This is a genomic window from uncultured Dokdonia sp., from assembly GCF_937910895.1.
In the GTDB taxonomy this organism is placed as follows: domain Bacteria; phylum Bacteroidota; class Bacteroidia; order Flavobacteriales; family Flavobacteriaceae; genus Dokdonia.
The window spans coordinates 1-12,989 of sequence record NZ_CALEMI010000003.1 but is presented as its reverse complement, the minus strand read 5'-3'; the positions used below and the strand labels follow the sequence as shown (position 1 = coordinate 12,989).

Annotated in this window: 8 protein-coding genes; 4 read left to right on the top strand and 4 right to left on the bottom strand. The window is 36.4% G+C overall.

The genetic code is table 11. The features are described 5' to 3' along the window. A partial coding sequence (locus tag Q0505_RS00150) for a hypothetical protein (RefSeq protein ID WP_299207347.1) occupies positions 1-1,861 on the bottom strand: 1,861 nt, incomplete at its 3' end. Positions 1,862-2,542: 681 nt separating this feature from the next. Here Q0505_RS00150 and Q0505_RS00145 point away from each other — a divergent pair. Continuing rightward, on the top strand, positions 2,543-5,779 hold the full coding sequence (locus tag Q0505_RS00145) for a glycosyl hydrolase (RefSeq protein ID WP_299207345.1): 3,237 nt from the start codon (positions 2,543-2,545) through the stop codon (positions 5,777-5,779). A 400-nt stretch (positions 5,780-6,179) separates the two neighbouring features. Here Q0505_RS00145 and Q0505_RS00140 read toward each other — a convergent pair whose 3' ends face one another. Next, positions 6,180-6,533 carry a 4Fe-4S dicluster domain-containing protein gene (locus Q0505_RS00140; protein WP_299207342.1) on the bottom strand — a complete coding sequence of 118 codons (354 nt, stop codon included), beginning with the start codon at positions 6,531-6,533 and terminating at the stop codon, positions 6,180-6,182. 62 nt (positions 6,534-6,595) lie between these two features. On the opposite strand from Q0505_RS00140, the gene Q0505_RS00135 reads away from it, so the two are divergent. The 3 genes from Q0505_RS00135 (at position 6,596) to Q0505_RS00125 (ending at position 10,111) form a co-directional block, all read left to right on the top strand. Then, a complete protein-coding gene (locus Q0505_RS00135) occupies positions 6,596-7,699 on the top strand; it encodes an acyl-CoA reductase (RefSeq protein ID WP_299207339.1) in 1,104 nt (367 codons plus the stop codon). Between the two features lie 142 nt (positions 7,700-7,841). Then, positions 7,842-8,906, top strand: a complete 1,065-nt coding sequence (serC, locus tag Q0505_RS00130; protein ID WP_299207336.1) for a 3-phosphoserine/phosphohydroxythreonine transaminase — start codon at positions 7,842-7,844, stop codon at positions 8,904-8,906. A 254-nt stretch (positions 8,907-9,160) separates the two neighbouring features. Then, complete coding sequence (locus Q0505_RS00125) at positions 9,161-10,111, top strand: D-2-hydroxyacid dehydrogenase (protein WP_299207333.1); 951 nt, start codon at positions 9,161-9,163, stop codon at positions 10,109-10,111. 429 nt (positions 10,112-10,540) lie between these two features. Here Q0505_RS00125 and Q0505_RS00120 read toward each other — a convergent pair whose 3' ends face one another. After that, a complete protein-coding gene (locus Q0505_RS00120) occupies positions 10,541-10,939 on the bottom strand; it encodes a VOC family protein (protein WP_299207330.1) in 399 nt (132 codons plus the stop codon). A 525-nt stretch (positions 10,940-11,464) separates the two neighbouring features. After that, positions 11,465-12,989 (bottom strand): SDR family NAD(P)-dependent oxidoreductase (locus Q0505_RS00115; RefSeq protein WP_299207327.1); only part of this gene is annotated, 1,525 nt, incomplete at its 5' end.

Below are 12,989 nucleotides of genomic sequence, written 5' to 3'. Positions count from 1 at the left end.
CTACTTCTTCTTGTACTTCTTTTATACCATAGAGGTGACATACAGCTTCAACAATAGCTGCTGGAGTTAATCCTAATTTTCGTTGCATACGAACAAGAGGGTCAGCCATTTCATCTATAGGAACTCCCGCATTTTTAAGTATTTCTACAGCAAACAATCCATTGTTGATAGTAGGAATGAGTACTCCCTGAACAACCATTCGAGCCAACAACTTTGGTGATGTCAACGCCCCTTTGACAAGTGTTGGTACCTCAAGTATAATTTGTGCTATAAGTGTATCGACAAGATATCCTATGGATGCGTTTTTGTCTGGGTTGATTTCATAATCAAAACGTAAACTAGCATCATTCACTGAAAAAGATACTGTTGCCATCATCTTAGTCGCTGATAAGTATAAGGAAATATCAAACTCATTAATTAGAAATTTTCCGATGTTACATTCGGGCAGTACGAAACTCAACTCATGACTAATTACAAAATCTACATTTACAAATTGATCATTCTTGAGGGTAAAACGATATCTTGAATTAACAACGCGTGCTTCATTCATAGAAAAGCTTGCTTTTATTCCGTTATCCAGATTAGATTGAATTTCTAGAGAAATAACCAATACATTTAAAAAAGTCAGCTCCGCACTAGCCTCTAGAGCATCGCTCTGGGTATCAATGTTAAAAAGAACTCCTCCCTCTTTGCAAAGAACCTTTTTCGGAGCGTTTCTCATTTCGGTCAGCTCAGCGTTGTTTGTAGGGATAGTATGATGAGGATTTCCACTTCCTACTTGTTGCTTTCCATTTCCTGATAACTTAAATAAGGTAAATGCATCCGTTTTTATTTCTATTGGGCCATCCAACTGTATCATTCCAGAAAACTTATGGGTGTCAATATAATTGAATGATCCAAAGACATTAAGGTTAGCAACAATAATACTTGAAGAAAAAGAAACTCCCTTTTTGGGGACTGTCCCATCGGGAAGTGGTTGTGTCTCTTCAGACCAAATAAATTTGGGTTGTTGTAGTGAGACATCAATAGGTACCGAGAAATTAAACCCAAGGAATCTTGCAATTTGAGACAAGCTAAGTTCGTTCAGTTCAAATGCAATATACATAGGAATGGGTTCTCCTTCTATAGTCGTCACCAAAGCAAAATTTGATATCTTTATTTCTCCGTTATTCCTACTTACGACTCCTGACGTTTGGACACCCAATAAATCCATAGGCGGATTGGTAAGAATCCCCGCAGAAGCCCCTAAGCTTGAAAGGTCTATTTGTAAATTTTGTAAGAGTTTTGGTAACTTTAGAACAGTTACGTTACGATGGAATAGTTTAAAGGCACTTCCCGAAATACCCGTCACCTCCCCATTAGAAATAGATACCTCAAAATTAAATCGAATATCAATTGATCCATTCCATATAAATTCACGCTGTACCAATAGTTTACTCAAATAAGCACTAAAACTAAAATCTGCATTCCACCCCTTGTCGGCAGGCGATAATGCTATTTTTATTTCAGGCTGAGAAAGTTGTATGTTAAATTTATCCACAATCGATATGGTTAATGAATTCAATTCAAAAATTACCGATATAGAAGGCGATTCTCCAGTCGTTATGGAGATAGAAGTGTGTATATGTGACACACCCTCTGGAAAAGATATCAACTCCATCACTGGACCTAAGCCCATAGCTTTCATAGGAAGGGATTCCTCAAGATTTAACAAAACTCCCATAATACGATATATAGTATCACTTTTTTTATACACTTCCACTTCAGAGATTTGAATATTTGGAAGATCGCTAGGAACATCAATATGATTGTTTAGTAAAATACTGGTTAAAGATTGAGATGAGGCTTGGTTGACTTTCATAAATTAACTGTAGGTTTTTATCTGCTCCTAAAATAAATGTAAAACTTAAAACTACAAATAATTTAAAATGGTTTTTATGATTCTATCGTCACCACAATAGCAACCTAGGGTGTTATATAAGTATTTCAAATAATTGTAGATACATTTCGTGAAAAAGACAAAATCTACTCCTACTTTATTCTTAAAACGAATTAATCAACTTAAATTCAATATATAAACAAAACTGAAATTAAAAACACCGTCATCTCGACACTAGAAGAGATCACACAAGTAGCTCCGTTTCGACTTCGATTTCAGTTTCGGTTTCAACTTCAAAATGGGCACTGTTATGCGGTTTCCTATCTGTGGTAGGCGGGCTCGTCGTTCATTCTTCAGGCTGTCGAAAAAATACTTTGCAGTCATCTCGACGACAGGAGAGATCGCACACCAAGCTAAGGCAATACAAATAGAATGCTCACTGATATGCGATTTCTCGTCGCTCGTACCTCGCTCACTCGAAATGACTGAAACCAAAGTCTTACCTCTAAAAACGCAGTGATCTCCCCTCCCCCCAAACACCAAAAACTTCGTTAATTTTTAAGTCCACCCACAAAGTCCTCATACAATTTTTGTAGTTTTAGTAACTGTGTGCTTTTTTAACCTAAAAGAATACACGCAAACAAACACTAAAACCACACCAAAATGAAGATTGCAATTAAACTGGTGATGCTATTCCTGTTGGCAGGTAGCATGACACTACACGCACAAGAAGAACAAGAAAAATCCAAAAACCCGTATAGCGGATTAGCATTTAGAAACATTGGCCCCGCCATGACGTCTGGAAGAATTGCAGATATCGCTATTCATCCTGACAATGAAAATGTCTGGTATGTCGGCGTTGGATCAGGAGGCGTTTGGAAAACAACCAATTCAGGAACTACATGGACGCCAGTATTTGATAATGAAAAGGTGTACTCTATAGGATGCGTGACCATAGACCCGAATACACCGAGTACGGTTTGGGTAGGAACAGGTGAAAATGTAGGAGGACGTCATGTAGGATTTGGCGACGGAATCTATGTCAGTCGTAATGACGGAAAATCATGGAAGAATATGGGACTGGAAAATTCAGAGCATATTTCTAAAATTATTGTACATCCAGAAAATTCAGATGTGGTATGGGTGGCTTCGCAAGGACCGCTTTGGAGTAAAGGCGGGGATCGTGGGGTCTATAAAACCACAGACGGAGGCAACACATGGAAACGCACCCTAGGAGATGAAGCATGGGTTGGCGCTACCGATCTTCTTATCGATCCAAATAATCCAGACGTATTATACGCCGCTACGTGGCAAAGACATCGTACTGTAGCGGGCTATTTAGGTGGTGGCCCAGGATCAGGACTTCATAAAAGCACCGATGGCGGTGAAACGTGGGAACCGCTTACAAATGGGATTCCAAAATCAAATCTTGGTAAAATCGGACTTGCGATGTCACCGTTTGATTCAGATGTGATTTATGCAGCTATTGAGTTGGATCGAAAAAAAGGAGGCGTGTATATGTCTGCGAATGGAGGGGCTACATGGACCAAACAATCGGATGCGGTATCTGGAGGTACAGGTCCTCATTATTATCAAGAACTCATTGCATCACCTCATCAAGAAGGAACACTCTATATGATGAACAACAGTGCGTTGATCTCTAATGACCATGGAAAAACATTTACTAATATGAGTAGATCCAATCAGCATAGTGATAGTCATGCCTTGGTCTTTAAAGAATCAGATCCTAACTATTTATTGATTGGAACCGATGGTGGATTATATGAAAGTTTTGACAATACCGACAGTTGGAAATATGTACGAAACCTTCCTATTACACAATACTTTAAAATTGCGGTAGATGACGCCCTCCCCTTTTACAATGTATATGGAGGAACACAAGACAACGGATCGCATGGAGGCCCTTCACAAACGATTAGTTCTGACGGAATCGCAAGCGCCGACTGGTGGAAAACCCTAGGTGCCGATGGAGCACAAACTGCAACAGAACCTGGAAATCCAGATATTACATACGGAGAATTTCAGCAGGGTGCTTTATGGAGAATTGATAGTAAAACAAGAGAAACGGTATTTATTCAACCACAAGCAAGAGAAGGTGATCCGTATGAGCGTTTTAATTGGGATGCTCCTATTCTTGTGAGTGTACACAATCCTAAAAGACTCTATTTTGCTTCGCAACGTGTTTGGAAGTCTGAAAACAGAGGGGATGCTTGGCAACCTATTTCTGGAGATTTAACTTTAAATCAAGAACGCTCCACGTTTCCGTATTACGACGAACCACAAAGTTGGGATAATGCGTGGGATGTTTCTGCGATGTCAAACTATAACACCATTACTTCCTTAGCGGAATCTCCAAAACAGGAAGGACTTCTCTATGCAGGTACAGACGATGGCTTAATTCAAGTAACCGAAAACGGAGGGGCTAGTTGGAAGAAAATTACCTTAAATACCATCAAAGGAGTCCCAACCACCCCTTTTGTAAATGATGTTCGCGCCGATCTTTTTGATGCGAATGTAGTGTATGCAGCACTAGACAATCACAAATACGGAGATTACAAACCCTACATCATCAAAAGTGCTGACAAAGGGAAAACCTGGAAATTAATCAACGGCGATTTGCCAGAAAAACTATTAATTTGGAGATTGGTGCAAGATCACGTGAAGAAAGATTTGCTATTTGCAGCCACAGAATTTGGCGTGTACTTCACGTCTAACGGCGGTACGAATTGGTTGCAATTAAAAGACGGAATGCCGACCGTGCCGATTCGAGATATTACGATTCAACGACGTGAAAACGATTTGGTCGCAGGCTCCTTTGGTAGAGGGATTTTCATCTTAGATGACATTACACCTTTACGAAATTTCGCGCCAAGCATGAATAACACAGAAGCAACGCTTTTTCCTGTAAAAACAGTCAACTGGTACCAACAATCAAGTCGTGTGGGAAGTCAAGGTGATGCGGAGTGGATTGCTAAAAATCCAGCGTATGGGGCTAATTTCACATATTACATGCCTGAAAAACTCAAATCTAAAAAAGACTTGAGAAAAGAAAAAGAGAAGAAAGGCGATGTAAAATTTCCAAGTTGGGATGCCCTTGAGGATGAAAGTAGACAAGATGGACCTTCTATACAGTTGATTATTAAAGATGCCAATGGACAGGTGGTCAATACTGTAAAAGGAACCAACAAAAAAGGCTTTAACCGTGTGAGTTGGGATTTAACCTATCCAAGTAAAAGCGGAGAACGTTTAGAAGCACCAAGAGGTCGTCGTAGATTTGGAAGAGGTGGCGTATTTGCTACTCCTGGCACCTATACAGTAACCTTAGTAAAACAAATGGATGGTATAAATACCGTACTTCAAGGTCCGGAATCTTTTAATGTCGTACCATTATATGAAGGATCATTACCGAGAAAACCATATAAAGAAATGGAAACCTTTAGAGAAGCTACTTTCGCTTTTCAACAAGACTTAACAGCCACTAATATCGCGTTATCCAATAGTCAACAAACTGTAGATGCGATGTTACGCGCTTTAAACAAAGCATCTTCTCCTTCTGATGACTTATATAAACGCTTATACGAAACTAAAATGAGGTTGCTAGACATTGACAAAGAACTCCATGGAAACCCTATAAAAGATGAAATCGGAGAACGATCAAACCCTACCGCAAGTGATGGAAATTCGTTAGGAAGATTTCTAGGAAACACCTATGGTCCTACAAACGAGCATAAAATGTTATTAAGTAGAGTGCAAAGTCAACTAAAGAAAGTAAAAACGAAATTACAACCTATTGTAAATTCAACACTTCCAGCACTTGAAAGTGACTTAAAAAAAGCAGGTGCTCCTTGGATAGAAGGACAGGGATTAATCAACAATTAATTAATCTTTTAATATCATTACGCTAAAATTTCATGTAAGTAACTAAAAATTAATATTTGCTCATTTTCTTTGCTCGTCCAAAGAAAACAGAACCAAAAGAAAAGACGCTTTTTATGTGTGTGGTTTTTATTTTAAGTTTTGGGACTTATGAATCTTCAATTTCTTAGGTATTTTTTCGCTTAAAGCGAAAAACCACAAGGAGTTTTCTAAATTTTTTCCAAGGCTTCAAAAATTTTTAACGGAAATTGCCATTGCTTCATCTCGCCCAGAACTTACATTCTGTCGTATACTGGAGAAAAAAGAAGAAAAAATCATATCTCACTTACGTTAAGAATAAATTTCTATAACCAAAAAAACACCTCAAAGGAGGTGTTTTTTTATGTATACTATTTTTTATCTTTTAATTATCAGGATGCATAAATGCTTGTTTTCCTAATAATTCTTCTTCGGTTTCTACGTGATCGTCGTCAGGGACACAACAATCTACAGGACAAACAGCTGCACATTGAGGTTCATCGTGAAAACCTTTACACTCCGTACATTTATCAGGAATAATATAATAAATCTCATCGCTTATCGGCTCTTGAGATTCTCCTGCATCTATTGCTTTTCCGTTAGGTAATACCACATTACCTTCTAAACTTGTTCCATCAGAATAACGCCAGTCATCTGCTCCTTCATAAATCGCTGTATTTGGGCATTCGGGTTCGCATGCGCCACAATTTATACATTCGTCTGTGATGATAATTGCCATAGGTTCTTTTTTCAATAACTTTGCACAAAAATAGTGCCTAGCAATAGATTAGGCAAGCGCGTATGGAATTACAACAAAGAATTAACGCTTTTGTTCAACTAGGAACCTTTTTATCACAGTTTTCTAGATCAGAAATTGCTCAAAAAGAAGAGGTTGCACATAACGATCTTTTTTTTGATGGGCTTCAGCATCAAATCAAATTAGCAGGGCAACACAACGGTTGGTTTACCAAAGAAAATGTGCTGTATGCTATAGAGGGATGGGCAAAATCCCTTACAGAAATACATCTAAAAACCTGGATGGCTCCGTATGAGTCCGCTTTCGCGAAACCTGTGCTGAGCGCAGTCGAAGTAGCGGAAACAACAAAAACTTCTCCTAAAACCATCGCCGTGATCATGGCTGGAAATATTCCGCTGGTGGGATTCCATGATTTTTTGTCTGTATTGATTACAGGACATCAGGTGGTGGTTAAGCAATCGAGTAACGATAAACATCTCCTCCCCTTTCTCGCTAAATACTTAGAATATGTAGCACCAGACTTTAAAGGAAAAATCACCTTTACCGAAGAAAAACTAGAAACGTATGATGCCATAATTGCGACGGGAAGTGATAATACCGCACGCTACTTTGACTATTACTTCGGAAAAAAGCCGAATATTATTCGTAAAAACAGAAACTCAGTAGCGGTTCTAACAGGTGATGAAACTCCAGAACAACTAGAAGCACTTGCCGAAGATATTTTTAGGTATTACGGTTTAGGATGTCGTAATGTTTCTAAATTATACGTGCCTGAAGATTATAATTTTGATGCCTTTTTTAATGCTATTTATGGATGGAAAGACATTATCAATCAGGCAAAATATGCCAATAATTACGATTACAACAAGGCGGTGTACCTGATGAGTCTTTTTGAGGTATTAGAAAACGGATTTTTAATGCTGAAAGAAGATTCTAGTTTTGGATCACCAATTGCCACCTTGTTTTATGAAAAATACACCGCTCTCGATACGCTTTATAAAACACTTGAAGCACATGCGGATAATATACAATGTGTGGTTGGTGAAGGATTGGATATAAACACTATAAAATTTGGTCATACACAAAAACCACAGTTGCATGAGTATGCCGATGGCGAAGATACCATTGCGTTTTTGTTAAAAAGATAGTGTATAAATTATCAAATTGATAACATAATTTTACATCAATTTAGGCATCTTTGTACTTTAATAAATTGTCTTATGATACGCTCATAAGATTTGACCTAAAGAGTCAAATAATCAAACCCATAGGTGGGATAAAACATACCTTATGAAGAAGCATAATTTTAGCGCAGGTCCTTGTATTTTACCACAAGAAGTTTTTCAAGAAGCCTCACAAGCTATTTTAGATTTTAATAACTCTGGATTATCCATTTTAGAGATCTCACATCGTAGTAAAGACTTTGTAGATGTAATGGATGAAGCCCGTAACCTTGCCCTAGAATTATTAGGACTGGAAGGATTGGGCTATAAAGCCGTATTTCTACAAGGAGGTGCAAGTATGCAGTTTTTAATGACGGCATATAACTTATTACAGACCAAAGCTGGATACCTTAACACAGGTACCTGGAGTGATAACGCAATTAAAGAAGCAAAGCATTTTGGCGAAGTGATCGAGGTAGCGTCTAGTAAAGATGCTAACTATAAATTTATACCTAAAGGGTTTATTTTACCAGAAGGCTTAGATTACTTACACCTTACCAGTAATAATACCATTTTTGGAACGCAAATCAAAAACTTCCCTGACGTAGATTGTCCGCTGATTTGTGATATGAGTAGTGATATTTTTTCGCGAAAGCTAGACTTTTCAAAATTTGATTTGATTTATGCAGGCGCACAAAAAAATATGGGACCCGCAGGAACAACACTCGTGGTGATAAGAGAAGATATTTTAGGAAAAGTAACCCGTGCGATCCCAAGTATGCTGGATTATAAAACCCATATTAATAAAGGGAGTATGTTTAATACACCTGCTGTATATGCCGTATATGTCTCTATGCTTACCTTGCGTTGGCTTAAAGCGAAAGGTGGCGTAGAAGCGATTGAAGAGGTAAATAATCGCAAAGCTACCTTACTTTATTCTGAGATAGAATTGAATCCGTTGTTTAAAGGATATGCTGCCAAAGAAGATCGTTCTACGATGAATGCAACTTTCTCACTGACAGATGGAGATCTGAAAGAAACCTTTGATGCGATGTGGAAAGAAGCTGGAATTAATGGCTTAAACGGACACCGGAGTGTAGGTGGTTATAGAGCGTCTATGTATAATGCGTTAAGCTTAGAAAGTGTAGGAACGCTTGTAGACGTGATGAGTGAGTTGGAAAGAAAGGCATAAGAAGTTTGAGGCTGGATGTTGGATGCTAGAAATTTTTGAGAAATTAGAAAAGAGAGCAGAGAAAAGAGAGTCTTTTTGAAATTTGATTTTTTGAGATTTGGAATTTGATTGAGGCTGGATGATGGATGTTTAAATAAATGAATAGTTACGAAAGAATAAAATAAATTGATTAACGAGATTCCCGTCTGAGAGTTTATGCTGAGTATAGTCGAAGTACGGGAATTAAAAAGTTACCCGCCTACGCGGGCATTTCTATGAAAGTATTAGCAAACGATGGTGTATCACAAACTGGAATTGATGCACTAGAAAAAGCAGGATTTGAAGTCATTACGACAACCGTAGCGCAAGAACAATTGGCAAACTATATCAATGCAGAGCAAATAGATGTCGTATTAGTTCGTAGCGCAACCACTGTTCGTAAAGAAGTAATTGATGCGTGTCCAAATCTTAAAATTATAGGTCGTGGTGGTGTTGGTATGGATAATATTGATGTTGCTTACGCTCGTGAAAAAGGAGTACACGTGATTAATACGCCTGCCGCTTCTTCAGGATCGGTAGCAGAATTGGTTTTTGCTCATCTATATGGAGGGGTACGTTTCTTATACAACTCCAATAGAGATATGCCTTTAGAAGGTGATTCTAAATTTAAAAACCTTAAAAAAGCGTACGCAAAAGGTGTGGAGCTTCGAGGCAAAACGATAGGTGTCATAGGATTTGGACGTATAGGACAGGAAGTAGCAAAAATTGCTATCGGGTGCGGAATGAACGTGATTGCTAGTGATCCATTTATAGAAAAAGCAACGATTGAGCTTTCGTTTTTTGACGGACAAACGGCATCTTTTACTATAAAAACCATTGCTAAAGAAGCGCTATTAAAGCAAGCCGACTTTATTACATTACACGTTCCTGCTCAAAAAGAATATGTGATTGGAAAGAATGAATTTGCGATGATGAAAGATGGTGCTGTAGTTGTAAATGCGGCTCGTGGTGGCGTGGTAGATGAAGTAGCACTTGTAGAGGCACTTGACAGTGGTAAATTAGCTTTTGCAGGACTAGATGTTTTTGAAAACGAACCAACACCGGCTATCAAAGTTTTAATGAATCCAAAGGTATCGCTTACCCCACATATTGGTGCTGCGACACAAGAAGCACAAGACCGTATTGGAACTGAACTTGCAGAACAGATTATTAAGATTCTTAAATAAGATATTTTAACAATATTCAAAAGACAGTATCCAAAATTTTGTGTAAATAGAATTTCAGCGGGTTTATCTTTTTAAAGTTGAACCCGTTTTTCAATTATAATTAAGAACTGATTACATATTCATCCCCAATTACTAATCGGCTATGTCCACTTCTTCGTTACTTTCATTGAGGCTAGATATACTGATTTTTGAGTGTATCATCCGTATCTAACTCTCCTTATAGCATTGCTTCCAAGGTCGTACTGTGAAATTGTTTTAATAAACTAGTTAATTCTGCTTCGGTCTTCAGACCGTCCAGTAAACCACTGTTCAAAAATTGTTTCTTTAAATCTTCTACAAGAAAACTCTGAGATTAAAAATTAAACAAAAAAAATAGGCAAGTTTTAAAACCCACCTATTTTTCTATATACGGTTTATTAGACACTCCTTTTATTTGTTGAAATTTACCATCCAAGGGATTCCGAATTTATCTGTACATCTACCAAAGTATCCCCATTCACGTTCTCTAAATGAATGATGTACTTTTCCTCCATCTGATAATGCTTCAAATAATTTTTCAGCCTCATCTTGATCGTTTGAATCAATACTTAAATGTATCTGATTCCCGCCATTTATTGGAGTATCTGGAGAAGCGTCATACGCCATGAAGTGGACTCCTTTTCCACTTAATTCGGCATGCTGTAATCGATCTCTATAATTTTCTGGAATATCCATATTGGCTTCCTTATATGTTTGTCTGTTCTTAATTTCAGCGTTGAATAACTTTGAGTAAAATGTTAAAGCTTCTTGACAATTTCCATCAAAAGCTACGTACGATTGAATTTTCATAGTTTATAGTTTTAATTATTAATTATGTTTATATATTATTTTTGTTTGGTTTCTAATTTTTTAATGAGATATATGTCGCAGATTCATTTTTATAAATACGAATAGGTCTAGGATAATTTTTGATCTCGTACTCCCATAGCGCCAATACTTCGATATCATTATGATTTTTAAGTTCTGGAATCCATTTTCTACTATATTCTTGCGTCTCATATAATATGCTTATAAAAAGTAAAATGATTTTCTATTCTTGCAAATAGTATAAAGAGATGTTCAGCAGTATAGGACACCACTAATTTAATATTGATATTCCTTTTTTTAATTTCGCTTTAAGCGAAAAAATAATAATGTTGACTCGCTTATTACTTTTTATGAAATAACAACATATTGCAACCTACATGGACGCATTATGCGTATCAATTTTATACGGATGCTTGTAGCTATACTAGAAATATGAATACATCGCAAGATTTCAATACATGATGTTGCACTTAAAATAACTTCAAGCAAATTTGACATCACTTAAAATTAACTTTTGCTATCGTCAATTTGATCAGCATGCAAATTGTATTGCCTTTTTTGGTATTCTTTACATTGTTCTTCTAATTCTTTTGGAACTATGGTTCTGAAAGCTTGTTTATCTTGAGAAATCACCTCGACCATCTCATCAATCATTACTTGGGGATCAAGCTGATTGTCTAATAGCATTTTTGAAGCTTTATTGATCGTCTCCTTTTTGGTAAAATGCATTTCTTCATCATGCCATTGCTCAAAAGTATCATACATTCTATCGTTAAAGCCCGTTTCAAAAGGTCCAGGATTGATCGTTGCGACTTCAACACCAAATTGGTGAAGCTCATCTCTCAAACTTTGTGCTATAGATTCGAGTGCGTGCTTTGAAGCGTTGTAAGCTCCTAAATAGGGTGATGTTGTGAGACCGGCTACAGAAGATACAAATACCACTTTACCTTTTCCTTTTTTTACCATCTCTCTTATAAAGGGTTGTGAGAATTGCAACGTAGAAAACACATTAGTCTCCATAACCTCTCTTATAAGTCCAACAGGCATCTCCCCTACTGGTCCAGAATGTCCTATACCAGCATTATTAACAAGAATATCAATATCACAATCTAATGCACTATGACAATCTAAATCATTGAGTATGTCTAATTTGATCTTTTCTGTACTTGATATCGAAATTTGATTATCTTCATTATTTTTCACGATTGATTGACTTTCATTTATTTTTTTTTGATTAATTTCTACAAACACATATTTTAATTGATCAAAATCACTGAAAAAATTAATTATAAATCTATTTTCGATAATACTGATTTTTCCAATTGGAATACCACTTTTAAAAATCGAACCAGTTCCTGAGGTGTATGCTATACTTTGATCCTTTATATTCTCGACTAAATTATCTTTGATATACTTAATTTCTCCAGAATTTTCTCCATTTCCAATCATAATTGCTTGAATATTACCTGGTGTAATTGAAATTGGAACATTTGAGTTCAAATCTGATAATAATAACACTCTTGAAGATTTATAATTTACTTCAATGACTCGGCCTACTAAGTAATTTTTGTCATAAATATTTGTTCCGATTTCTAATCCTTCTGAACTACCTTTGTTGATAATTACAGTTCTTAAAAAAGGACTCATGTGATCAACGATCACTTTTGCTAATATCTTATTTGAAGAAAGCGTATAGTCTCCAATTAAGTTTTTTAATTCATTATTTTCACTTATTATAATTTTGCTTGATATATTTTTTGATCTTAAGTAATTTAATTCAATATTTTTATCTTTATAATCATCATAAAAATTAGAATAACTTTTTATTCCTAAATATGAATTAACAATAAAATTTTCTGGTATAGAGATAACAAAAGAGGATCTATAGACAATTTCATTTATAAAAATTCTTAATTTTTTTATAGGTGTGAAGTTAATTCCAGATAATACAATTATAAAAATAGATAAAAAAACTAAGGTTAATAAAGAGAATTTTTGTTTAGTACTTTTTCTTAAAAAGGCAGATCGGATT

Coding starts and splice junctions, on each gene's coding strand:
- Q0505_RS00145 (WP_299207345.1), top strand. CDS start 2,543: ATGAAGATTGCAATTAAACTGGTGATGCTATTCCTGTTGGCAGGTAGC.
- Q0505_RS00125 (WP_299207333.1), top strand. CDS start 9,161: ATGAAAGTATTAGCAAACGATGGTGTATCACAAACTGGAATTGATGCA.
- serC (WP_299207336.1), top strand. CDS start 7,842: ATGAAGAAGCATAATTTTAGCGCAGGTCCTTGTATTTTACCACAAGAA.
- Q0505_RS00140 (WP_299207342.1), bottom strand. CDS start 6,533: ATGGCAATTATCATCACAGACGAATGTATAAATTGTGGCGCATGCGAA.
- Q0505_RS00135 (WP_299207339.1), top strand. CDS start 6,596: ATGGAATTACAACAAAGAATTAACGCTTTTGTTCAACTAGGAACCTTT.
- Q0505_RS00120 (WP_299207330.1), bottom strand. CDS start 10,939: ATGAAAATTCAATCGTACGTAGCTTTTGATGGAAATTGTCAAGAAGCT.